This is a genomic window from Pseudomonas botevensis, from assembly GCF_019145475.1.
In the GTDB taxonomy this organism is placed as follows: Bacteria; Pseudomonadota; Gammaproteobacteria; order Pseudomonadales; family Pseudomonadaceae; genus Aquipseudomonas; species Aquipseudomonas botevensis.
Window position 1 is genome coordinate 14,022 of sequence record NZ_JAHTKI010000017.1, and the last position, 24,119, is coordinate 38,140.

Annotated in this window: 21 protein-coding genes; 4 read left to right on the plus strand and 17 right to left on the minus strand. The window is 61.2% G+C overall.

All coding sequences use genetic code 11. From position 1 onward, the window contains the following. Window positions 1–18 precede the first annotated feature (18 nt). The 3 genes from KVQ74_RS20515 to KVQ74_RS20525 are packed head-to-tail and all read right to left on the minus strand — an operon-like array spanning window position 19 to window position 5,236. Window positions 19–3,072 (minus strand): efflux RND transporter permease subunit, encoded by a 3,054-nt coding sequence (locus KVQ74_RS20515; RefSeq protein WP_217832980.1) that lies wholly within the window; start codon window positions 3,070–3,072, stop codon window positions 19–21. After that, the gene (locus KVQ74_RS20520) at window positions 3,069–4,136 is read right to left on the minus strand and encodes an efflux RND transporter periplasmic adaptor subunit (RefSeq protein WP_217832981.1); all 1,068 of its coding nucleotides are present in this window, start codon (window positions 4,134–4,136) and stop codon (window positions 3,069–3,071) included. Before KVQ74_RS20520 ends, KVQ74_RS20515 begins: the two co-directional genes overlap by 4 nt. Next, a complete protein-coding gene (locus KVQ74_RS20525; RefSeq protein WP_217832982.1) occupies window positions 4,133–5,236 on the minus strand; it encodes an efflux RND transporter periplasmic adaptor subunit in 1,104 nt (367 codons plus the stop codon). The genes KVQ74_RS20520 and KVQ74_RS20525 overlap by 4 nt, the downstream gene beginning before the upstream one ends. 178 nt (window positions 5,237–5,414) lie before the next feature. Between KVQ74_RS20525 and KVQ74_RS20530 the strand changes: the two genes are divergently transcribed. Continuing rightward, on the plus strand, window positions 5,415–6,578 hold the full coding sequence (locus tag KVQ74_RS20530; protein ID WP_217832983.1) for an AAA family ATPase: 1,164 nt from the start codon (window positions 5,415–5,417) through the stop codon (window positions 6,576–6,578). Between the two features lie 122 nt (window positions 6,579–6,700). Here KVQ74_RS20530 and KVQ74_RS20535 read toward each other — a convergent pair whose 3' ends face one another. The 12 genes from KVQ74_RS20535 to KVQ74_RS20590 form a co-directional block, all read right to left on the minus strand. Next, the gene (locus KVQ74_RS20535; protein ID WP_217832984.1) at window positions 6,701–7,579 is read right to left on the minus strand and encodes a transporter substrate-binding domain-containing protein; all 879 of its coding nucleotides are present in this window, start codon (window positions 7,577–7,579) and stop codon (window positions 6,701–6,703) included. Next, window positions 7,576–8,373: an amino acid ABC transporter ATP-binding protein gene (locus tag KVQ74_RS20540; protein WP_217832985.1), complete on the minus strand. Its 798-nt coding sequence runs from the start codon at window positions 8,371–8,373 to the stop codon at window positions 7,576–7,578. Before KVQ74_RS20540 ends, KVQ74_RS20535 begins: the two co-directional genes overlap by 4 nt. Further along, window positions 8,370–9,029: an amino acid ABC transporter permease gene (locus KVQ74_RS20545; protein WP_217832986.1), complete on the minus strand. Its 660-nt coding sequence runs from the start codon at window positions 9,027–9,029 to the stop codon at window positions 8,370–8,372. Before KVQ74_RS20545 ends, KVQ74_RS20540 begins: the two co-directional genes overlap by 4 nt. Further along, window positions 9,010–9,675, minus strand: coding sequence for an amino acid ABC transporter permease (locus KVQ74_RS20550; RefSeq protein ID WP_217832987.1), 666 nt, complete (start codon window positions 9,673–9,675; stop codon window positions 9,010–9,012). Before KVQ74_RS20550 ends, KVQ74_RS20545 begins: the two co-directional genes overlap by 20 nt. Window positions 9,676–10,141: 466 nt before the next feature. Continuing rightward, complete coding sequence (locus tag KVQ74_RS20555) at window positions 10,142–10,939, minus strand: MetQ/NlpA family ABC transporter substrate-binding protein (protein ID WP_217832988.1); 798 nt, start codon at window positions 10,937–10,939, stop codon at window positions 10,142–10,144. Window positions 10,940–11,107: 168 nt separating this feature from the next. Further along, window positions 11,108–12,040: a sigma 54-interacting transcriptional regulator gene (locus tag KVQ74_RS20560; protein WP_217832989.1), complete on the minus strand. Its 933-nt coding sequence runs from the start codon at window positions 12,038–12,040 to the stop codon at window positions 11,108–11,110. A 59-nt stretch (window positions 12,041–12,099) separates the two neighbouring features. Then, window positions 12,100–12,681, minus strand: coding sequence for an alpha/beta hydrolase (locus tag KVQ74_RS20565; RefSeq protein WP_217832990.1), 582 nt, complete (start codon window positions 12,679–12,681; stop codon window positions 12,100–12,102). A gap of 229 nt (window positions 12,682–12,910) precedes the next feature. Then, a complete protein-coding gene (locus KVQ74_RS20570; RefSeq protein WP_217832991.1) occupies window positions 12,911–13,312 on the minus strand; it encodes an ExbD/TolR family protein in 402 nt (133 codons plus the stop codon). A gap of 1 nt (window position 13,313) precedes the next feature. Beyond that, window positions 13,314–14,039 (minus strand): MotA/TolQ/ExbB proton channel family protein, encoded by a 726-nt coding sequence (locus KVQ74_RS20575; RefSeq protein ID WP_217832992.1) that lies wholly within the window; start codon window positions 14,037–14,039, stop codon window positions 13,314–13,316. A gap of 45 nt (window positions 14,040–14,084) precedes the next feature. Next, window positions 14,085–14,894, minus strand: coding sequence for an energy transducer TonB (locus tag KVQ74_RS20580; protein ID WP_217832993.1), 810 nt, complete (start codon window positions 14,892–14,894; stop codon window positions 14,085–14,087). A 385-nt stretch (window positions 14,895–15,279) separates the two neighbouring features. Further along, complete coding sequence (locus tag KVQ74_RS20585; RefSeq protein ID WP_217832994.1) at window positions 15,280–15,606, minus strand: hypothetical protein; 327 nt, start codon at window positions 15,604–15,606, stop codon at window positions 15,280–15,282. Window positions 15,607–15,781: 175 nt separating this feature from the next. Continuing rightward, the gene (locus KVQ74_RS20590; protein ID WP_217832995.1) at window positions 15,782–18,142 is read right to left on the minus strand and encodes a TonB-dependent receptor; all 2,361 of its coding nucleotides are present in this window, start codon (window positions 18,140–18,142) and stop codon (window positions 15,782–15,784) included. 164 nt (window positions 18,143–18,306) lie between these two features. Here KVQ74_RS20590 and KVQ74_RS20595 point away from each other — a divergent pair, with 164 nt between their 5' ends. Beyond that, window positions 18,307–19,251, plus strand: coding sequence for a LysR family transcriptional regulator (locus KVQ74_RS20595; RefSeq protein ID WP_217832996.1), 945 nt, complete (start codon window positions 18,307–18,309; stop codon window positions 19,249–19,251). Window positions 19,252–19,358: 107 nt separating this feature from the next. Next, a complete protein-coding gene (locus KVQ74_RS20600) occupies window positions 19,359–20,969 on the plus strand; it encodes an alkaline phosphatase family protein (protein WP_217832997.1) in 1,611 nt (536 codons plus the stop codon). Between the two features lie 42 nt (window positions 20,970–21,011). Here the strand turns inward: KVQ74_RS20600 and KVQ74_RS20605 are convergent, their stop codons facing one another. Beyond that, entirely contained in the window at window positions 21,012–21,920 is a 909-nt protein-coding gene (locus KVQ74_RS20605; RefSeq protein WP_217832998.1) for a TauD/TfdA dioxygenase family protein, read from the minus strand. A 180-nt stretch (window positions 21,921–22,100) separates the two neighbouring features. Here KVQ74_RS20605 and KVQ74_RS20610 point away from each other — a divergent pair, with 180 nt between their 5' ends. Further along, on the plus strand, window positions 22,101–23,021 hold the full coding sequence (locus KVQ74_RS20610) for a LysR family transcriptional regulator (RefSeq protein WP_217832999.1): 921 nt from the start codon (window positions 22,101–22,103) through the stop codon (window positions 23,019–23,021). 50 nt (window positions 23,022–23,071) lie between these two features. Here the strand turns inward: KVQ74_RS20610 and KVQ74_RS20615 are convergent, their stop codons facing one another. Further along, the gene (locus tag KVQ74_RS20615; RefSeq protein ID WP_217833000.1) at window positions 23,072–24,085 is read right to left on the minus strand and encodes an ABC transporter substrate-binding protein; all 1,014 of its coding nucleotides are present in this window, start codon (window positions 24,083–24,085) and stop codon (window positions 23,072–23,074) included. Window positions 24,086–24,119 lie beyond the last annotated feature (34 nt).

Consider the following 24,119-nt stretch of genomic DNA (forward strand, 5'->3'; position numbering starts at 1 on the left):
GCCCGCTCCCGCAGGTTTTTATTCGCGGTCCTTCTTCGGCTCACGAATCTTGTACCAGGCCACATACAGCGCCGGAAGAAACAGCAACGTCAGCAGCGTGGCGATGATGATGCCGCCGATCATTGCGTAGGCCATCGGCCCCCAGAACACTTCCCGGGCAATCGGAATCATCCCCAGGCTCGCGGCAGCGGCCGTCAACAGAATCGGTCGGCGCCGGTGTTCCGTGGCCTCCACCACCGCATCCCACGGCGTATAGCCTTTGCTCTCGTAATCATCGATCTGGGTCACCAGAATCACCGAGTTACGGATGATGATGCCGATCAGCGCGAGAATCCCCAGGATCGCCACGAAGCCCATCGGCGTGCCGGTAGGAATCAGCGCCAGCACCACGCCGATCAGCCCCAGCGGCGCGACGCTCGCCACCAGGAACAGCTTCTGCACGCTGTGCAACTGAATCATCAGAAAGGTCGCCATCAGGAACAGCATCAGCGGCACGACCTTGGCAATCGGCCCCTGGGCCTTGCCGCTCTCCTCCACCGTACCGCCGGTGGCGACCTTGTAACCCACCGGCAGGCCGGCGGCGAACTTCTCGATGTCGGGCTGCAACTGCTTGACCAGGTCGGTCGGCTGAATTTCGTCGCGCACCGCAGCCTTGATGGTGATGGTCGGCTTGCGGTCGCGGCGCCACACCAGCGGCTGCTCCAGCTCATAGCGCACGGTGGCGAACGCCAGCAACGGAATCGAAGTGCCGCTCGGCGTGACGATTTGCAGATTCTGCAAGGTTTCCGGCGTGCCACGCTCGGCGTCTTCGGCGCGGCCGACCACGTTGATCAGATAGATGTCGTCATCGACCTGAGTCACCGGCGCGCCGACCACGATGCTGTTCATCAGGTTGGCGACATCTTCCGAGGACAACCCGAGTTGCCGCACCCGGTCCTGGGCGATGTCGATGCGCAGGACCTTGCCCGGTTCGTTCCAGTCGTAAATGATCTCGCCGATGTGCGAGTTCTTGTCCAGTTCGGTTGCCAGTTCGATGGCATGCTTGCGCACCTGATCGATGTCCTTGCCGCTGACCCGGTACTGGATCGGGCGCCCGACCGGTGGACCCATTTCCAGCGCCTGCACGTAGCTGCCGATGCCGACGAAGTCCTTGCGCAGGCGCTCGCGCAAGCGCTGGCTCAGAGCCTCGCGGGACTCGAAGTCCTTGCTGACGATCACCAGTTGCGCGTAGTACGGGTTCTGCAATTGCTGGTCGAGGGGCAGGTAGAAACGGATCGCACCCTCACCGATATAGGTGCTCCAGCGCACAATGTCCGGGTCGCCCTTGAGCGTGGCTTCGAGCTTGTCCACGGCTTTGCGGGTCTCGGCCATCGAGGCGTTTTGCGGCAGGTTCAGGTCAACGAGGATTTCCGGCCGGTCCGATGACGGGAAGAACTGGTTCTGCACGAACTGCATGGAGAACACCGACGCCACAAACAGCGCAACGGTGATGCCGATCGCCCACCAGCGGTTGCGCATGGCCCACAGCATGCTCGTGTTGAACGCGCGGCCGATGCGCCCCGGCTCGGCGTCGTGGGGTTTCACGTTGGTGCTGAGGATGTGCACGCCGATCACCGGCGCGAACAGCACCGCGACGATCCACGACACCAGCATCGCCACCGCGATCACCGCGAACAGGGTGAAGGTGTACTCCCCCGCCGAACTGGCGTTGAGGCCGATCGGCACGAACCCGGCGACCGTCACCAGGGTGCCGGTGAGCATCGGGAACGCGGTCGAGGTGTAGGCGAAGGTCGCGGCCTGCTCCTTGGTCTCGCCCATCTCCAGACGCGTGACCATCATCTCCACGGTAATCATCGCGTCGTCCACCAGCAGGCCGAGGGCGATAATCAGCGCGCCGAGGGAAATCCGCTGCATGGTGATGCCGCTGTACTCCATGAACACGAAGACCATCGCCAGCACCAGCGGGATCGAACACGCCACCACCAGCCCGGCACGCACCCCGAGGCTGACGAAGCTGACGATCAGCACGATCACCACCGCCTCGAACAACGCGCTGGTGAAACCGCCGACGGCTTTTTCCACCACCTCGGCCTGATCCGAAACGTTATGCACGCCGACGCCCACCGGCAGGTCGGCGGTCAGTTCGTCCATGCGCGTATGCAGGGCCTTGCCGAACTCCTGGATGTTGCCGCCCTTCTTCATGGCAATCGCCAGGCCGATGGCAGGGGTGCCGTTGAAGCGAAACTCCGGGCTCGCCGGATCGACGTAACCACGGCTGATGTTGGCGATGTCGGCCAGCCGATAGAAGCGGTCGTTGAGACGCAGGTTGACGTCGGCCAGGTCTTTTTCCGAAGCGAACTGCCCGGACGTGCGCACGGAAATCCGCTCCGGCCCCGCCTCGATCACCCCGGCCGGGGTCACCGCGTTCTGCGATTGCAGGCTCTGCACCACCTGGCGCTGATCGATGCCCAGCGCCGCCAGCTTGCGCGTGGAGAAATTCAGGTAAAGGACTTCGTCCTGCTCGCCGACCATCTCGACCTTGCCCAGGCCCGGCACATCGCGGATCTCGGCGCGCACCTGCTCGACATAGTCGCGCAACTGGCGCATCGACAAGCCGTCGGCGGTGAACGCATACACCGAACCGAACACATCGCCGAACTCGTCGTTGAACCCCGGCCCTTGCAGGCCTTTGGGGAAGTCGCCGCGAATGTCGTTGATCTTCTTGCGCACCTGATACCAGATTTCCGGGATGTCCTTGGCGCTGGTGGTGTCGCGCAGGTTGACGAACACCGTGGATTCGCCGGGGCGCGTGTAGCTTTTCACGTAGTCGAGGGAGTCGAGTTCTTCGAGTTTTTTCTCGATGCGGTCGGTGACCTGCTTGAGGGTTTCTTCCTGGGTCGCGCCGGGCCAGCGGGTCTGGATCACCATGGTCTTGATGGTGAACGAAGGGTCTTCCTCGCGGCCCAGGTTCATGTACGAAAACACGCCCATCAGCAGCCCGACGAACATCAGATACCACACGAACGACTGATGCTTGAGAGCCCACTCGGATAAGTTGAAAGGCCCTTTCATCGTGGACTGTCCTCGTCGATTTTGACTTTCTGCCCCAACTTGAGGCTGTTCACTCCTGCGCTCACCACCCGCTCACCGGCCTTCACCCCGGCGGTCAGCACCACCGTGCTGTCGTTGCGGCTGATCAGGCTGACGTCCCGTGGCGACACGGTTTGCGACTGCGGGTCGATGACCCAGATCCGCGTCTTGCCGTCGACCTCCTGCAACACGCTCAGCGGCAGTTCCAGACGCGGCTTGATCGCCGAACTGAGGGTCACGCTGACCGCCGTGCCGAGGCGAAAGCCCGGCGGCGTGTCGGTCATGGTCAGGCGTGCGCGGCGGGTGCGGGTGGCGCTCTGCGCCTGGGGTTCGATTTCGCGAATGATCGCGGTGGTGTTGACGCTCGGATCGAGTTGCGCGGCCACCAGAAACACCACATCCGCCGGCAGTTGATCGACCAGGGTATCGGGCAGATCGATCACCGCTTCCTTGATGTCCGGTTGCGCCAGGGTCACCACTTGCTGACCGGCGGTGACCACCTGCCCGGCCTCGGCATTCCAGGCCGTGACGATCGCCTTGTGGTCGGTGCGCAATTGCACGTAATCGAGCTGATCCTTGGCCTGGCTCAGTGCAGCCTTGGCCTGATCCAGCGAGGCCTGGGTGGTTTTCAGGTCGGTCTGGGCAATGTCCAGTTGCGCCTGGGCGCCGACTCCCCGGTCGAACAATTGCTGCTGGCGACGGGCATTGGCCTGGGCGTTGATGTATTGCGCCTGAATGCGCGCCAGGTCGCCCTCGGCGGCACGCAACTGGTTCTGCTGGTCGGTCGGGTCGAGGGTGGCAAGCAACGCGCCTTTCTGCACTTCGGCGCCGACATCGACGTTGCGGCTGGCAATGCGCCCCGGCACGCGGAAACCGACGTTGCTCTCATAGCGCGCCTGAATGCTCCCGGCGAAACGACCGAGGTCTTCCTGATCGAGAGCCTGGACCTCCACCGACAACACCGGACGCACCGGCTCCGGTGGCGGCTCCTTTTTCGAGCAGGCGCCCAGCGCCAGCAGCACGGATAACAACAGCACGCGCTTCATGGCCGGGCTCCTACTTGCAGATCCTTGTAGACGCCTTCGGCGACCTCGACCTTGATCCCCGGATGCAACAACTGGCCGCCGGCGATGATGACTTTATCGCCCGCCTGCAGGCCATCGCTGACGATCACCTTGCCGGTCAGGTAGCGGCTCACCGTGACGTTATGCAACTGCGCCCGGCCTTCACCGTCGATGATCCACACCGCCGGTTCGCTGAGGTTCTTGGTCAGGGCCGACCAGGGCAATTCGACGGCGGATTTGCCGGCAGTCTTAGCCGTGGCGCTGACCACCGAGCCAAGCTGCATGCCATCCGGCAAGCCGTCGAGGGAGACTTTGACCTGCACGGTGCCGGTCTGCGCCGATACCGCCGGGGTGATTTCGCGCACGGTGCCGTTGGTTTTGATGTTCGGGTTGTCGAGCAGGCTGACCACCACCGTGCGATTCGACGGCGGGTTGCTCAGCAGTGATTCATAGACGTTGAACACCGCGTCGCGCTCGCCGTCCTTCGCCAGGCTGTAGATCGGCACGGTGGCCTGCACCACCTGGCCGACTTCGGCCTGGCGCGCGGTGATGATGCCCGGCGCGTCGGCGATCAACGAGGTGTAGCTCAATTGCTCACGGGCGTTGGCCAATTGCGCCTGGGCGGCGGTCAGCGCGCTCTGACTGCTGCGCAGGGCGGCCTGAGCGGCGTCATATTCGGATTGGCTGGTGTAGCCCTTGGGCAACAATTTCTGCTGGCGGACGAACGCCGCCGCGCTCTGCTTGACCCGCGCCTGTTCGGCCAGCACCTGGGCCTGGGCGGAATCGACGTTGGTCTGCAGATCCTTGGGATCGAGTTTGGCCAGCACCTGTCTGGCCGAAACCCGGTCACCGACATCGACCATGCGCTGGATGATCTTGCCGCCGACCCGGAACGACAGCTCGGTCTGCACCCGCGCCTGAACATCACCGGTGAGGGTCACCGACGCCGCGTAATCCGCGGGCTTGACCTCTTGCACGAACACCCGGGGCAAGTCCTTCGCCGATTGCTCCTTTTTGCCGCACGCCCCCAGGAGGGCGAGCAGGCTCAGCATGACCACTGTTTTCAATCCGGGACTCGCCATGCAGACTCCTTCCTGTGTACGAACGTGCAAGTGACGATACGACTGTGAGCTTAGAACAGGGTTCCGGCTTCGCTCGCGTGAACGTAGTATTTCCTCCCGGACATTGATCGTTACCACGCTCTGCGTAATGAATGATCAATCTACACAAGGATTCAGCGTTTCATAGAGAAGGACTTTCATGCTCAAGACCCTGGCGGTCGCCAATTACCGCTCGATCAATAAACTGGTGATTCCGCTGGGTCGGCTGAACCTGATCACCGGCCCCAACGGCAGCGGCAAGTCCAACCTCTACCGGGCCTTGCGCCTGCTGGCGGAAACCGCCCAGGGCGGCGTGGTCAATGCGCTGGCGCGCGAGGGCGGGCTGGATTCGACCTTCTGGGCCGGACCGGAAACCATCAGCCGGCGGATGCGCAACGGCGAAGTGGCGATCGAGCCGACGGTGCGCCAGGGCGTCCGCCGCCTGCGCCTGGGTTTTGCCGGGGAGAATTTCAGCTACGCGATAGCCTTGGGCCTGCCCGAGCCGAGCCGCTCGTTTTTCGCTCTCGATCCGGAAATCAAAAAGGAATGCATCTGGGCCGGGCCGCTGTATCGCCCGGCCAGCCTGCTGGTGGATCGCGACGGCCCGATGATCCGCGCCCGTGAAGGTCGCGGCTGGGATGTGCTGGCCCAGCACACGCCGAACTTCGACAGCCTGTTCGATCAGGTCGGCAGCCTGCGCAACTCCCCGGAAGTGTTCCAGATGCGCGAGTTCATCCGCCGCTGGCGCTTCTATGACCACTTTCGCAGCGACGCCGACGCCCCGGTGCGCCAACCGCAACTGGGCACGCGCACGCCGGTGCTGCACCATGACGGGCGTGATCTGGCGGCGGCGTTGCAGACCATCCGCGAAATCGGCGATCCCGAGGCGCTGCAGGCAGCGATCAGCGATGCCTTCCCCGGCGCCCGGCTGAACATCGCGCCACTGGCCGGCGGACGGTTCGCCATCGAGTTTTATCAGGAAGGGTTGCTGCGACCGTTGTCGGCGGCGGAGTTGTCGGATGGCACGCTGCGTTATCTGCTGCTGGTCGCCGCCCTGCTGACGCCACGCCCGCCGTCGCTGATGGTGCTGAACGAACCGGAAACCAGCCTGCACCCGGATCTGCTGCCGGCGCTGGCCCGGCTGATCATGCGGGCTTCGCAGGAGTGTCAGGTGTGGGTGGTGTCCCATGCGCGGCGGTTGATTTCGGCGTTGCAGGAAGATCCGGAGTGCAATTGCATCGTGCTGGAGAAGACCCTCGGGCAGACCGGGATTGTCGGCCAGCGGGTGCTCGATGAGCCGGCGTGGAATTGGCCCTCACCCTGACCCTCTCCCAGAGGGCCAGGGCCTGATAAAAATCTTCAAAGCACAGGAATCGGCTCCCTCTCTCTCCGGGAGAGGGCTGGGGTGAGGGGATAGCCTCACCGCCAATCCAACAGGCAATCAAATCACCCTTGCCACTTCCCACCTTCGACAATCACGCTCTCAGGTCTGGTGTCATCGCTCAGCTCTTTACGCACATATTGGTCATACAGCTTGAGCAGATACTTCTCCTCGCCCAGTCTGGCCAACTCGGCATTCACCCAGTCACGCAGTTCGATATTGCCCTTCTTCACCGCCGGTGCAATCGGTGCCTCGGCGCCGAGTTTCTCGTCCAGCACGCGGTAGCCCGGGTTCTGCTTGGCCCAGCTGAACAGCACCAGATTGTCCTGCGCATAGGCATCGCCATGACCATTGGCCAGTGCTTGCAGGGACTCGGAGTTTTTCTCGAATTTCAGCAGTTTCCAGTCCGGGTGATTCTTGGTCAGCCAGATATCGGCGGTAGTGCCCGTGGTGACGATGGTGGTACGGGTCGCCAGGTCATCGAGGCTTTTCACCGTGCTGCTCTGCGGCACCAGCGCCTGCACCGCGACCTTCAGATTGGGGTTGGTGAATTCCACCGCTTCCTTGCGCTCCGGGGTCACGGTCATGTTGGCGAGAATCAGGTCGACCTTGTCGCTTTGCAGGAACGGAATCCGACTGGCCGGCTCCACCGCAACGAATTCGACCTTGTTCTCGTCACCCAGCAGATCCTTGGCGAATTGCCGGCCGATGTCGGTATCGAAACCGACGTAACGCCCGGCTTCATTGACGAAGCCGAACGGCGGCTTGTCGGTGAACACGCCGACGATGAGTTTGTCGCGGGCCTTGATCTTGTCCAGGTAACCGGCCGGCGCAGTGCTTTCGCTGGCGACTTTCGGCTTGGCCGGTTCTTCGGACTTATTGCAGCCGGCCAGCAAGGCCAGGCCGAGCAGTGGCAGGACAAACAGTGATTTGGCAGTTTTCATGGCAGTTCCAGTTCCTTTGTTGGAGTCGTTTTGGGCGAAGCCGTCGAGGTCAGGGCCTCGACGTAGGAGAACTTCTCCAGGAACTGCTGCGCGCGTGCGGTTTGCGGGTTCGTAAAGAAAAGCTCGGGCGGGTTCTGTTCAAGGATGCGCCCGCCATCCATGAACACGATGCGGTCGGCCACCGCGCGGGCGAAGGCCATTTCGTGGGTGACGATCAACAGGGTCATGCCTTCGCGGGCCAGGCCCTGAATCACTTCCAGCACCTCCTTGACCATCTCCGGATCAAGGGCGGCGGTGACTTCATCGAAGAGCATGACCCGAGGGTTCATGCACAACGAACGGACGATGGCGATGCGTTGCTGCTGGCCGCCGGAGAGCTGACGCGGGAAGGCGTCGCGCTTGTCCGCAAGGCCTATACGCTCAAGCAAGGCTTCGGCTTGCTGCTGTGCTTCGCGACGCTCGCGCTTTTGCACCTTGAGCGGGCCGAGCAGCAGGTTGTCGAGCACGCTCATGTGCGGGAACAGGTGATAACTCTGGAACACCATGCCGATCTGCTGGCGGATCTCGCGCCAGTCGGTGGCCTTGTCCAGCAGCTCGCGCCCGGCAAAACGCAGATGGCCGCTGTGGGCGCTTTCCAGGCCGTTGAGGCAACGCAACAAGGTACTTTTGCCGCAGCCGCTGGGGCCGAGGATCACAATGACCTCACCGGCCTGCACTTGCAGGTCGATGCCGTTGAGCACCTGTTGCTCGCCGAAGAATTTGTTGAAACCCTGAAACTCGATCAATGCGCTCATGCTTGCGTCCAGCGCCGCTCCAGCACGCGGGACGCGGCCGACAGCGGGTAGCAGATGAAAAAGAAAAACAGAAACAGCGCGCCGTAGATCAACACCGATTCGTAGGTACGCTCGATGATCTGCTGGCCGACCTTGATCACGTCCACCACACCGATCAGCACCGCCAGCGAACTGGTCTTGATGATCCGCGTGTAGACGTTGATGGTCGGCGGCGTCATGCGTTTCAACGCCTGGGGCAGCAACACGTAGCCGTAGAGCTGCGCCGCGTTCAGGCCGATCGACAGCCCCGCCTCACGCTGCCCGCGCGGCAACGAATGCAATGCGCCGCGCGCCACTTCGCCGACCTCGCTGGCGCCCCACAGCGACAGCACCAGCACCGCGCACCAGAAGCTCGGCAGACTCAGGCCAAAGAAAATCGGCAGACCGAAAAACAACAGGTACAACCAGACCAGCACCGGGATCGCCCGGAACAGCTCCAGATAAACCCGCAGCACCGCGTTCAGCCACTTCACGTTGAGCGTGCGCAACACACCGTAGAGCACGCCGCCGACGGTGCTGATGGCGATGCTCAGGAACGAGATCGACAGCGTTTGCCCGGCGCCCTTCGCCAGTTGCGGCAACGACACCCAAAGCAGTTCAAGACCCGAACTGGCCATGCTGGAGCCTCCTTTCCAGACGGCTGAGCAACAGCGACAGCGGCAAGAACAGCAGCACGCAAATCAGCGTCAGCACGGCGAGCATTTCGTAGGTTTTGTAATAGAGCGCGATGTAGCTCTTGGTGGTGTAGAGAATCTCCGGCACCGCCACCGCCGACACCACGGTGGTTTCCTTGAGCAGGAAAATGAAATTGGCGAACAGCGACGGCAGGCTGAGGATCCCCGCTTGCGGCAGGATCACGTAGCGCAGCAACTGGCCGTGGGACAAACCGATGGAGCGGCCCGATTCCAGTTGCGCCTGAGGCACCGCGTCGACCCCGGCGCGCAGCACTTCGGTGAGGTAGGCGCCGCCGAGGAAGGTCATGGTGATGATCGCCGCCGCAAAACCGGACACCTTGATGCCCAGCGCCGGCAGCGCGAAGTAGACGAAAAACAACTGGATCAGCAGCGGTGTGTTGCGCGCCAGCTCTACATACAGGCCTACCAGTTTTTGCAGGTAGGGGGTGCGAAACACCAGAATCGTTGCGTTGATCAGCGCCACCACCAGGGAAGTGCCGATGGCGATCAAACCGACCTGCAGCGTCACGCCCACAGCTTTGAGAAACGCCGGCAGGGTGCTGAGGATGAATGCGTAATCGAAGGTCATGAAACGTCCTGACGCCGCTCGGTAAGCGACGGTGGTGCAGTCCATGGACAGCGGGTAACTGTCCGGCAGGCACCGACTTTAAAGGTATAAAAAGAAGAATTTAAATACCGTTAAAGCATATTGATATCACTCAAAAAACTATTCCTGTGCGTTTGCCGAGAAGGAAGAAGAAGGCTATTTTTCCTTGCGCTGTAGGAAGGATCTTTTTTTCAGGAAAGCCCTCCAAGGACGAGCAGCTTTTGGCCAGACTCCCCCGGCCAAACCCATAACAAGGAAGAGAACATGGACGTAAAAGTGCCGCAGCGCCTGGATCCGCAGGACATCGTGAAATTGCTGGTAGCGTTGCGCAGGGCTCTCAATGCCCGGCCGTGAGGGCCGCTTTCCCCCGCACACAAAAAAACGCCGATGACCATCACTGGCCATCGGCGTTTTGCAAACCTTGAAGGGGTTTTGCTGCTGCGTCAGATCAGAACGCCGGCAATACCGCGCCGTTGTATTTCTTCTCGATGAACGCTTTGACTTCCGGGCTGGTCAGCGCCTTGGCCAGTTTCTGGATGGCGTCGCTGTTCTTGTTGTCCTCACGGGTCACCAGGAAGTTCACGTAAGGCGAGTCGGCACCTTCGATCACCAGGGCATCCTTGGTCGGGTTCAACTTGGCTTCCAGCGCGTAGTTGGTGTTGATCATGTCCAGGTCGACTTCTTTCAGAACACGCGGCAGCAGGGCCGATTCCAGTTCCTTGAACTTGAAGTTGTGCGGGTTCTTGGCGATGTCTTTCGGGGTGGCCAGGGCGTTTTTCGGGTCTTTCAGCTCGATCAGGCCAGCCTTCTGCAGCAGGATCAGCGCACGACCGCTGTTGCTGCCTTCGTTTGGAATGGCGATGGTCGCGCCGTCAGGCAGTTCGGCCAGGGTCTTGTACTTGCTCGAGTAGCCGCCAAACGGTTCAACGTGAACACCTTGCACGGTCACCAGGTACTTGGACTTGTCGTCCTTGTATTTGCCGGCGTTGAAGCTGTCCAGGTACGGCTTGGTCTGGAAGTAGTTGGCGTCCAGACGCTTCTCGCCCACTTGCACGTTCGGCTGTACATAGTCGGTGAAGACTTTGACTTCCAGATCCACGCCTTCTTTGGCGAGGGTCGGCTTGATCAGTTCGAGGATTTCGGCGTGTGGGACCGGGGTCGCTGCGACCACCAGTTTCTCGCCGGCCTGGGCCAGAGAAGCGCTCAGAGCAGCCGCCAATGCGGTAAACAACAGAACCTTTTTCATGCAGTGTCCTTATCGAGAATCACGGTCGTCATCGACGACGGCATTTAATACGAGTGCCAGTGAAGTGCTATCGCTGGCGTGAGTCGGACAATACCGGGATTTTTTATTCCCGGACAATAACGTTTATTCAGCTTCATATTCCATTTTGTTCATGTTGCACAAAAGGGGTTACAACGCCTCGCTCAGGCTTAACAGTAAATCTTTCAATGCCTTACGTTCGGCGGCACTGCCGTTGAGGCTGATGCTCGCCACCTGACGCTCGATCTGAACCAGCGGGCCAGACACCTCGGGCAGGTTCAGGTGCTCCGGCAGAATCTCGTCGCCGGTGCTCACCAGCAAGGCAAAGTGAATGACGTTTTCCAGCTCGCGGGTATTGCCCGGCCAGTTGTGTTGTTCCAATACCTGCTGCGCCGATTCGCTGATGAGCGGCACAGGCAGATCCAGACGCTGGCTGTAGATACCGAGGAAATACTCGGCCAGCGACAGAATGTCGCCGATGCGCTCACGCAGCGCCGGCAGTTCCAGATGCCCTTCGCTGAGGTAGTGATACAGGCGCTCGTGGAATTTCCCCGCCGCCACCGCTTGCGCCAGATCGATGCTGGTCGCCGCCACCAGGCGCACATCCACCGGGCTTGGCTGATGGGCACCGACGCGGGTGACCTCATGGTTTTCCAGGGCGGCGAGCAATTTGATCTGGATCGGCAGCGGCAAGTCGCCGATTTCATCCAGGTACAGGGTGCCGCCATTGGCCGAACCGAACCATCCGGCACGGCTGCTGGCCGAGCCGCTGTAACTGCCGGCGGCATAGCCGAACAGTTCGGCGTCGGCGTAGGTCGGGCTGATCGCCCCGCAATTGACCGACACGAACAGGCCGCTGCGATCACTGGCGCGGTGGATGTGGCGGGCGAGCAATTCCTTGCCGGTGCCGGTTTCGCCGCGAATCAGCACCGACGTCGAACGCGGCGCCAGTTGGTTCATTTCCTCGCGCAACTGGCGCGAGCGGGGATCGACAAACACCAGCGCCTTGGCGCGAATGCTCAGGGGGCTTTTTTCCGCATCGGGAAAGGTCAGCAGCGGCTGGCCGAAGGTTTCGAAACTCATGGCAGACTCCCGCCCAGAACCGCCGGGAGACGGGGGCGTTCATAGAAGAAAAATAGTGTTCAAGCGCGACGCCGGGCGTGATGTTCCATGCGGTTTTGCAGGCGATACAGATAGGCGAATCCCTGCTCCCAGCGCTGATGCCCGGATTTCACGTTGATGTGCCCGGCACCGGCGAGAATCCCCGCCTCGGCACCCCAGTTGCGCGCCAGTTCCAGAGCGCGCGGCGCGCTGACCGCAGCGTCGTTGTCGGAGCTGACCACCTGGCTCGGGAACGGCAGCAGGTCGCTCGGAATCGGCGCAAAATTGCGCAGCGCCGGAGCGCAGGCCGGACGCTCGACATCCGCCGGCGCGACCAGCAACGCTCCGCGAACCTGACGCAAATGATGCAACGGCGCGGTGGCCGCCCAATGGGCAACGGTGATGCAACCGAGACTGTGCGCGATGAGGATCACCGGCGAGCTGTCGGCAGCGATTGCTTCGGCCAGCGCGGCCACCCAGTCCTCGCGGCGCGGCGTCAGCCAGTCGGCCTGCTCCACCCGTGCGCTGTTGGGCAGGCTGTTCTGCCAGTGGGTTTGCCAATGATCTTCTGGCGATCCTTGCCAGCCCGGCACAATCAGATAACGGATTGATTCGTTGCGCATGGGGAAGCTCTCCTGCGTCGTGTCTGTTCCTGATCGAGTATAGGGACGGGATTTATATTCGTTAAGGAATAAGAAGCTATTTATTAATAACCGAATTGCAGCATCAATCTGCGAGCCTCAAGCTGCTAGCGAAACGGACGTTTTCTGGACGCTTATGGCTTATTTCACTTGAGGCAAAAAAAGGGGCCGCACCCTGCCAAGGAGACGGCCCCGGAAAAACGAAAATCCCTTATCGCGCAGTAATCACCGACAGCTTGGTGATCCCTGCCCTCTCGATCGACGCCATGGCTCGCGCCACTTCGCCGTAATTCACCCCGTCATCCGCCTGCAATTGCACGCGCACTTCCGGGTCCTTGGCCTTGGCCGCCGTGAGGTTGAATTCCAGCAGGTCCGGCTGGATTTCGTCCTTGTTGATAAACAGTTTTCCCGCCCCGTCGATGCTCACCACCAACGGGTCTTTCTGCTCGACCGGCGCTACCGCCTCGGTCTTGGGCAGGTTGATCGGAATCGCGTTGGTCAGCAGCGGCGCGGTGACGATAAACACCACCAGCAGCACCAGCATCACATCCACCAGCGGTGTCACGTTGATCTCGCTCAGCACCTCATCGCTGTCTTGCGTGGAGAAGGCCATATCAGGACGCCTCCTTCACTTTCTGCCCGTTGCCCTGGGCCGCGACCTTGTGCGCGGTCGGGTGGATCAGCACGCGGAACGCACTCTTCTGCGCCAGGCTGTAGAAGTCGTGGGCGAAGTCGTCCAGGTCCGCCGCCGTCAGTTTCAGGCGACGTAAAAAGTAGTTGTAAACCAGCACCGCCGGCACCGCGACCGCGATCCCCACCCCGGTGGCGACCAGTGCCGCACCGATGGGGCCGGCGACCGTTTCCAGGCTTGCCGAACCGGCCGCGCTGATGCCTTTCAGCGCTTCCATGATTCCCCAGACCGTGCCGAACAGACCAATGAACGGCGAGGTGCTGCCAATACTCGCGACCACCGCCAGACCGGTTTCCAGCGAACGCCGCTCGCGCACGATCTGCTGGCGCAACGCACGTTCGAGGCGATCCTGATGGTTGATCGCCTGGCTCAGGTCCGCCGCCTGCGGCGCCTCGCCGACCTGGATTGCCGCATAACCGGCCTGCGCCACTCGCGCCGCGGCGCCGGGCTGGGTTTCGCTCAACTCGGCGGCGGAATCAAGACTCGACGCCGCCCAGAAGCGTTTGTGAAATTTGCGATCCTGGGATTTCAGGCGACCGAACTGCACAGCCTTGAGCAGCGCCAGTCCCCAGGTGGCGACGGAAAAAACCACCAGCAGCCAGATCACCGCGCTTTCGATGGATTCCAGTGGAGAGGCCAGTAACGTCATGATGTGTTCCCTCGTGTAAACGTTTAGCGCGAAATTGGTTTCGGTTTAATGAATCTTGAAATCGATGGGGACGCTGACCCAGCCGTCCTGGGCGACATCACCCTGCTTGGCCGGTACAAAACTCCAGCGCTTCACCGCAGCCAGCGCCGCATCGTCGAGTTGCTGCCGGCCACTGCTTTTCTGAATCTGGATCTCACCCGGTTTGCCGCTGGCCAGTACGTGAACCCGCAGCAGCACGCTGCCTTCCCAACCGCGACGCTGGGCCAGCGACGGATACTCCGGCGCCGGATTTTTCAGGTACGCGGCGTTGGCCGAGGCTGGCGTAACCGGTGCCGGCGCGGGCGGAGCGGGTGGAGCCGGCGCCGCGACCGGGGCGGCCGGTTGTGGCGGTGCCGGTGGTTGCTCGACAGCCTTGGGCGCCGGTTTCGGTACGGGTTTGGCGACCGGTTTGGGCTTGGGAATCGGTTTCGGTGGCGGCGGCTTCACGGCCAGTTCGTCTTCCACCGGCGGTGGCGGCTCGACCACCGGCGCAGGAGGTGGCGGCTGCACCACGGGCGGAGCCGGCGGCGCGGGGTGCGAAAACTCGATGGTCATCGGTGGAATTTCCGGCGGCACGATCGGCAGCGCCGGCGTCGGATGCTGGTTGATCCAGTAGATCACCGCGCCATGCACCACCAGCGCCAGTACGCCGAGCAGAATCGTTTCGCGCCGGCTCAGAATGCCCCTGGGCGCACGCTGCAAACGCAGCTGCCCCAACGGCACGCGATGGGGCCGGCCAAGATCGACCAATTCGCCACCCGGCGCCTGGCGCCACAGCGCTTCCTGAGCACTGGCGGCGGTCTGGACATTGCCCATTGCTTCACTCCCTGCGGTCTCTTTCGTTCGGTTTCGCACACGCGGTCGATGCGCCGTTTTTTGCAGCCCCCACGGCGTGATCGATGGCTCAATCATTGGCTGTGCGGCTTATCTCCGAAAGTAATCTTTGATGTTATGGATAGACATTTATGGAATATGAAAAATGATCATTTCCGGCAAAGCCACGGCCCGCAAGGCGTTCAGCGAGGTGCCTGAAAAAGCATGCTTTTGCGGCATTGAAAATATTCGTGCAAGGCATTGGATGGATTGATGATCCGGAAAACAGGGACAACTAATACCAATTGAATAGTTGCCATGCTTTTTCATATAAAAATAAAAAGGCCGATGCACAAATGCGCATCGGCCTGACTGTAACGGAATTACGTTATTGCTTTTTAAACTCACCACCCAAATTAACTACTTCACCGTCGAAGTTTACGCGAGAACCTGTGGCGCGGAGTGTCGCGTAATTATGATCTGGGGAAAACAGAGTCCATGTCTGATAACCGCTATTACCATTCTGAGCCAGGACCGCGATCGTGGTCGGGTTGCCGGTGCTGTTCTGGAAGTGGTAGTTCCCGTAGCGGATGTCGTAGTTTACGCCGCCTTGGCTCAGGGTGCCGCTGAAGCTGCCGTTGGAATCATTACCATCGGTGATTACCAGCTTGGCGCCCGAGTTAGCGTTTACATAAGTTCCGTTAATGCTCGACATAACAAGATTTCCTTAATCGTTGGTTAAGTATCTTCCGATGAGAGCAAGTTTCCTCCTGGAAACTCACGAGACACAGAATGGTTGGTGATTCCTTTATTGTCCACGCAACTTTTCAACGAAATTGCTATAAGCACTAATCATCTCGAAATTAACTTTCCCTGTGATTTGGCTTCGATCAGAAATCATAACGACCGGTGACGCCAAGAGTACGCGGCGTGCCGAGCAGACCTTCATAGCCGCCGTTGCCGCCGGTCCACAGGGTCGTGTAGTAGGTCTTGTCGAAGGCGTTTTTCAGCCACAGCGAGACGTCCCACTGGCCCTGATTGAAATCGCCGCGCAGACCGGTGGAGAAGTTGACCACCGCATAGCTCGGGATCTGGCCAAAATCGGAATCCTCCACCGTACCCACCGCCTTGGAGCGGAACGCATAGCTGGCGGTGACGTAGGGTTCGAAGCCGTTATCCAGGTTCCATTTGTATTCGCCGTTGGCGTTGCCGATCCATTTCGAAGCGCCGACGACCTGGTGCCCGCTGAGGTCGCAGGACGCCGGGGCGCCCGGCGCCTGACTGACTTCCGGCGGGCACGGCGCATCCTTGTACGAGAGATAGCGGACGTCGTTGTAGGAGCCGTTGATGTTCAGGGTCAGGCCCCGCAGCGGGATCACGGTGCTTTCGAACTCCACCCCGCGCGAGCGCACGGAACCGGCGTTGGTCAGGTATTGCACGCGGTTGGCGGCATCGTAGGCGTTGGTCTGATAGGCATTGACCTGAGTCCAGAACACGTTGGCGTTGAGCTGCAAACGGCGATCCCAAAGTGTGCTTTTGAAGCCGAGTTCGGCGTTGTTGGCGCGCTCGGTGCCGATCAGCAACGAGTCGGCGCCAGCGGTCGGTGCCGAGCCCACGGCAAGGTTGACCCCACCGGATTTTTCGCCGTGGGACAGCGTCGCGTAACCGAGCAAATCGTCGGTAATGCGATAACTGAGGTTGAGCAGACCCGAGGGGCTGGAACTGTACTGATTCAGATCGCCGGAATCGTAGACGCCGACACGATTGCGCCGCGCCGTAGCCGCCGCGCCAGCCACCGCTGCACCACCGAGCGGGGCATCCCGCGTGACGTCGGCAGTCTTCTCTTCATAGGTGCCGCGCACCCCGGCAGTGAAGTCCAGGCGTTCGGTGAGGTGCCAGGTGCCCTGGGCAAACAACGCGAAGCTGTCGGTCTTGATGTGGCCATGGCCGTAGCTGTCGATGTTGGCCAGGGCGCCGGCCGGTGTGCCGTTCCAGATATCCGCCTGCGGCCCATAGTTGAGGAAGGATGTGTTATCCAGATCCGAGCCGAAGTAGTACGCGCCAAGCACGTAGTCGAAGAATTCGCCCTTGGGCGAAGCCAGGCGAAATTCCTGGGAATACTGTTTGTCTTCCACCGAAACCCCGGCGTTGTAGCTCGCCGGAACGTTCAGGCCATCGTCGTTGCGCGGAGTGAAATTCCAGAACCGATAGGAGCTGACCGAGGTCAGGGTGAAGTCACTGGGCAGCGTCCAGTTGGCCTCCACCGAAGTGCCGCCCTGATGCACGGTGACGTGCTGGTCGTTGTCCAGATTGACCTTGCGGTGCGAGCCGTTGACCAGGGTCGCCCCTGCCGTGGCAGCCCGCGCCGAGTAGAGATTGACGCCGTTGATGGTCGGCCCGGTGCTGTACAACACGCGGGTGCCGGCACTGGAATCTTCTTCGTTGTAGTCGCCGATCCAGCGCAGGTTGAACGATTCGTTGGGCTTGAACAGCAGTTGCGCGCGAAATCCCTCGCGCGAGCCGCCGTTGAGGTCGTGGCCGTCGAATTCGTTCTTGATGTCGCCGTCGCTGCGGCTGCGATAGGCAGAAAAACGGCCGGCCCACTGATCGTTGAGCGGCCCGGAAATCGTGCCCTTGGTCTGGAAGTAACCGTCCTCGCCGACCGAGGTTTCGATGCTGCGCTCCGGGGTGAAACTCGGTGCACGGGTGCTGATGTTGATGACCCCGGCAGTGGTGTTCTTGCCAAACAACGTACCCTGCGGCCCACGCAGAACCTCCAGTTGCTCGATGTCCATCAGGTCGAACACCGCCATCCCCGGACGGCCCAGATAAACGTTGTCGATGTACAGGCCGACGCTGCCTTCCAGACCATCGCTGGCCGGGTTATTGCCCAGACCGCGAATCGACACACTGGACTGACGCGCATGCATGTAGGCGACATTGACGCTGGGCACCAGTTGCTGCAAATCCTGAATCCGATAGACCCGCTGCGTCTCCAGCGTCTGGCCACTGACCACGCTCATCGGGGTCGGCACGTCCTGGGAGCTTTCTTCGCGGCGGCGGGTGGTGACGGTCACGGTTTCCAGCTGCGAGCTGTCGGCAGCCGTTTTGTCGGCGGGAGCCGGTGCCGGGGTTTCGGCGTCGGCGGCGTAGCTGTGAGTCCAACTGGCGCTCCCCGCCAGCAGCAGGGCCAAAGGCAGGCGCTTGAGCCGTCGGGGCGTTAGCGGGGACGCACGTTTCACTGGACTCATAAGACGCTCCTGGTCAAAAAACACACAGACATCTTCAGTGCTGCATATTCTTTAAAGTTATTTATTTATGGATTTACAAATATTTACTGCATAAGAGATTGCCTTTATAAGGAGTCGACCTGATGCATATCCAATGCATTTCCCGGATATTTTTTATGTGAAAAATGCATATCGACTTGCGCCAGCTTCGCCACTTCATAGCCCTCGTCGAACAACGCAGCTTCGTCGCCGGCGCGCAGGCGGTGAATCTGTCGCAGTCGGCGTTCAGCCGCAGCATCCAGGCGCTGGAGCACAGCGTCGGTTGCCAGTTGGTTGATCGCGGACGCAAGGATCTGCCGCCGACCAAACAGGGCCTGGTGCTGCTTGAACACGCGCGGCGACTGGTCAGCGGCGCGCAGCAGATGGCCAACGAAATCAGCCAGTTCAATGGCCTGGAGGCAGGAGAGTTGCGCTTCGGTTGCGGCCCGGCGCCCGCAGCGGGATTGATCCCTCGGGCGATCGGCAGTTTCATCGGCCGCTACCCGAAAGCGCGGGTGCAGTTTCAGGTCGATGACTGGCAGAGCCTGAGCAAGCGGTTGCTGAACGAGGAGTTCGAATTCTTCGTTGCCGACACGCGTTACTTCGAAGCCGATCCGGACTATCTGACCCACCGCTTGCGCCCGCGAAAGTGGCATTTCTGCTGCCGCGCCGGACATCCGCTGGCGACGCACGAACGGGTGAGCGCGGCGCAACTGATGAGTTATCCGCTGGCGGTGAGCATTCGTCCGCCGAATCTGCGCAAGGTCATCGTCGACCTCAGCGGCCGCCCGGACTTCACCCCGAACGTGGAATGTGAAAACAGCACCAGCCTGCTCGGCGTGGTGCTGCACTCGGATGCGATCGGGATCGTCGGGACGTATTCCGATGCCCTGCATCAGGCCAGGGGCGAACTGGTGCGCCTGAAGATCGAGGGGCTGGCGGATGATCTGGAAGAGTTGTACACGCGCTACGGGATCGTCAGCCGGGCCGGCTATCGCTTGTCGCCGCTGGCGGAGGCGATGATCGAACAGATCAAGGAAATGGATCAGCAGGATGAGGAAGTGTGCTCACTGGCGGGGCTGGCGGTCTGATTCAGCACCGATGCACCTTCTGCATAAAACCCATTCCCCGAATGCACTTGCCGAACACCACCGCCGAAAGCGAAAACCCTCACCTGTCCTTCTGACCGGTGAACCTCATGACCACCTCGCAAAACCCCGTGCGCAACGTGCTGTACATCATGTGCGACCAACTGCGCCGCGATTACCTGTCCTGTTACGGCCATCCACATCTGCACACGCCGAACATCGATCGCCTGGCCGCTGCCGGCGTCCGGTTCAGCCGTGCCTACACCCAGGGCACGATCTGCGGGCCATCGCGGATGTCGGCGTACACCGGCCGCTATGTCAGCAGCCATCAGGTGGCATGGAACGCGGTGCCGCTGCCATTGGAAGAACTGACCCTCGGCGATTACCTGCGGCCCCACGGCATTCGTACTGCGCTGGTCGGCAAAACCCACGCCACGGCCAATGTGGATGCCTTGCAACGGCTGGCGATCGATCCCCGGAGCGAACAGGCCGAGGTGCTGAACGAGGTCGGTTTCGAGCCGTACTTTCGCCACGACGGCATCTTCCCCGACGGCCCGCTGTTCGATGACAAACGCGAATCCGCGCCCTACACCCATTACCTGCGCGAACAGGGTTTCGACGGACGAAACCCCTGGCACGACTGGGCCAACGCCGCCGAAGGCGAGCACGGGGAAATCCTCAGCGGCTGGCAAATGCGCCATTCGCACCTGCCGGCGCGGATTCCCGAGCAACATTCAGAGACCGTCTACACTACAAATCGCGCCATCGACTTCATCGGTGAGCAAGGTGAAAAATCCTGGTGTTTACACCTCTCGTACATCAAGCCGCACTGGCCCTACATCGTACCGTCGCCGTACCACACTTTGTACAGTACGAAATCGATTCTCAAACCGGTCCGATCGGACCTTCCAAGCGACCATCCGGTCTACAAGGCCTTTCGCCAGCATGAGGAAAGCCTGAATTTCTCCAAAGATTCAGTACGAAACAACGTGATCCCGACCTACATGGGCCTGGTCAAACAGGTCGATGACCAGCTCGGGCGGCTGTTCGATTTCCTGCAAAGCAGCGGACGCTGGGATGACACGTTGATCGTGTTCACCAGCGATCACGGCGACTTCCTGGGCGATCACTGGCTGGGCGAGAAGGAGTTTCTGCTGGAGCAGGCGGTGGGCGTGCCGTTGATCGTGCGCGATCCGCGTGCGGCAGCGGATGTCACTCGCGGTTCGGTGGATGAGCGGCTGGTGGAAACCATCGACGCGCTGCCGACGTTTCTTGATGCGCTGGGATTGCCGGGGGCGGAGCATCGCCTCGAAGGCCGTTCGTTGATTGCCTTGTTGCACGGCGAAAACCCCGATTGGCGCCGCTATGCCATCAGTGAATACGACTATGCGTTTCAAGCCCCCGCGCGAGAGCGACTGGGCCAGCCGATCGACCGCTGCCGCATGACCATGGTGCGCAGTGAGCGCTGGAAATACCTGGCGTACGACGGCTTTCGCCCGCAGTTGTTTGACCTGCTGAATGACCCGCAGGAATTGCATGACCTGGGCGATGACCCGGCCTGCGCGGCGGTGCGCGAGGAGCATGCGGGGTATCTGTTTGAATGGGTGCGCGGGTTGAAGCGGCGTACCACCATCAGCCATCAGGAGATCGATGTGCGCGGGCAGCGGTTTCGTTATGGGGAGCCGGAGAGCGAGAAGGTCGTGCAGATTGGCGTGTGGTAGCAGGCAAAAGCCCTCACCCGTTGGGGTGAGGGCTGCTGATTTTCAATCACGCCCTTTGATGGTCTGACTCCGCTGCCCATTGACTCCCACCGGCACTTCCCCTTTGAGCGTCACCCGGCGCACCACGCGATCCTGAGTGCCGTAATCATCGATCGCATAATGCTGGGTCGAGCGGTTATCCCAGATCGCCACGTCACCGGCCTTCCAGCGCCAGCGCACGGTGTTTTCCTGACGGATCACATGGCTCTGCAACAACCCGAACAAGTGCGCCGAATCGGCCTGGGAATAGCCCTTGATGCGTTTGACGAAATGCCCCAGCAGCAAGCTTTTCTCGCCACTGACCGGATGCACGCGCACCACCGGATGCTCGGTCTCGTAGACGGTCGATGTGAAGACCTTGCGGTAGCGCTCAAGCTTCTCCGCCGAGACGTCCGGCTTTGCGGAGGCGTAGTCGTATTCGTTGCTGTGCACGGCCACCAGTTTGTCCGCCAGCTCACGCAACTCGGTCGGCAGGCCGTTGTAGGCGGTCGCGGTGTTGGCCCACAGGGTATCGCCGCCGAATGCGGGGGCCACGACGGAACGCAGGATCGAGGCCTTCGGATAAGCGTCGACAAAGGTCACGTCGGTGTGCCACGAGTTGGCGCGCTGGCCCTCGGCGCCGTCCAGTTCCAGCAGATAACGGGTGCCCTCGCGGGACGGCACGGTCGGATGCGCCACCGGCTCGCCGAGCAGATGGGCGAAGGCTTCCTGGCGTTGATCGTCGAGCTGGGTCTGCTCGCGGAAGAACACCACCTTGTACTGGATCAGCGCCTGCTGGATCGCCTCGACCGTGGCGGCGTCCAGCTCGCCGGACAACTGCACACCACGGATTTCAGCACCGATACGACCGGCCACCGGATGAATGTCCAGCGCGTGGACAGCGGGTTTTACAGCGAGTGCGGCATTGCTCATGGGTAGACCCTCATCGACTGCTTGCGGTTGGCGGCAGCGAAACAACGCTCTATCTATATTCCATATACATCTAATAGATATTCACATGCTTCGTTGACGGAATAAGAGCTTGCATTTAAAACCTCAGGCAACCCTCGTCGCAAATGCCTTCGAGCTATTTTTAGGATGCCGGAAAAGCATATGGATCTTCGCCAGCTGCGCTACTTCATCGCCCTCAACGAGCACCGCAGCTTTGTCCGCGCGGCGGACGCGATGGGCATCACGCAACCGGCGTTCAGCCGCAGTATTCAAGGGCTGGAGCAGGAGTTCGGCTGCGTGCTGGTGGATCGCGGCAACAAGGATCTGCGCCCCACGCCCGAAGGCCAGGTGGTGTTGCAACACGCTCTGACCCTGGTCCAGGGCGCGGCATTGCTCAGCGCCGAAGTGACGCAAATGACCAAGCTCGATGCCGGCGAACTGCACTTCGGTTGCGGCCCTGCGCCGGCCGTGAAACTGGTGCCGGACGCCGTGGCGCAATTCATCAACGCTCACCCGAAAGTACGCACCTGTTTTCAGGTGGATAACTGGGAAAAACTCAGCCGCGCCCTGAGCCGCGAAGAGATCGAATTCTTCATCGCCGACATCCGCCATTTCGAGTCCGACCCGAACTTTCAGACCCGTGCGTTGACACCCAAGCGCGGGGTGTTTTTCTGCCGCCCGGGGCATCCGTTGCTGAGCAAGGAAAGCCTGTCGACCAACGACATGTTCGATTACCCGCTGGCGACCACATTGATCCCGCCGGGCATTCGCAAACTGCTGGCGAACCTCAGCGGGCGGATCGACTTTTCACCGACCATCGAAACCGAGCATTTCCCGGCACTGGTCAAGGTCGTGCTGCAATCCAATGCGATTGGCGTGGGCACCGAAGAGGCGTTTGTCGAGGACATCGCCCAGGGCTCGCTGGCGCTGCTGCACTGGCGCAATCTGCCGCAGAACCTGGAGAGCATGAATGCGCGGTGCGGGATCGTCAGCCGGACCGGGTTTCGCCTGTCGCCGGCAGCACGGGCGATGATCGAGACGCTGGTGGCGGTAGACCAGCAGGACATCGGCGTCGCGGTTTAGGGCCTCTTCGCAGGCAAGCGCGCGAAGAGGCCCTCAAGAGCACCGAAAAATCAGAGTTGGGCCGCCGCCAACCCAGGCGCCACCCAATCGCTCACCTTGAACGGCTTGCGGATCAGTTTCTGTTGCGCCGCCAGATCCACCTTGCCCTGCAAGCCTTCGAGGAACAGCGGATCGAGCGTCGACGGGAACACTTCGCTGAGATTCTGATCCTTGAGGTCCTGCGTCAGGATCACCGACGGATAACTCGCCAGGCCCGACACCAGTTGCACGTAAGCCTCCTTGTTTCTGTCCTGGGTCAGCCAGTCCACTGCCTGCTGCTGAGCCTTGAGCAGTTTCGCCACTGCCTCCGGGTGCGCATCGATGAACTTGCCGGTGCCCAGCAATACCGCCTGTACGCTGCCGGCACCATCGAGGTCCTTGGTATTGAGTGGCAGCTCGGCCAGCCCTTTGGCCTGCAATGCCGTCAGTCCCGAACTGCCCCACGACGCATCGATCTGCTTCGCCGCCAGTGCGGCGACCGCCGCGTTGAAGTCGAGGTTGATCACCTTCACATCCTTCTCGCTCAAGCCCGCGCTCGCCAGCGCCGCATCGAACGACAACTGGGTCGCGGTGCCACGGAAGATCGCCACACGCTTGCCCTTGAGATCCTGCAAGGTCTTGATCCCCGATCCCGGCACCACACCCAGATACTGTTTCACCCCACGGGCGGTGGCGCTGAGCAGGCGCGTGTCCAGACCGTTGGACTTGCCGATGATCGCCGCCAGGTCACCCAGATAAGCCAGATCCACCTGGCCATTGGCGAACGCCTCGTTGATCACCGGCCCCGCCCCCTTGAAGAAGCTCCACTGAATCTTGATGCCCTGCTCGGCAAACGCCTTTTCGAAAATCTGCTGATCGCGCAAGACATCCACGATGCCCCCGCCGCTGTGCTGGGCACCGGCGCTCAGGTCGGGCACGGCGATCCTGATTTCCTTGAGTTCCTCGGCGCTGGCGCTGAACGCCAGCAGGCCCGCCAGCGCCGGGGCGGCGAACAGACTGATGACGCGTTTGAAGGGAAGGTTCATGGGTGCGGCTCCTTGGGTCACGACGGGCATTGAG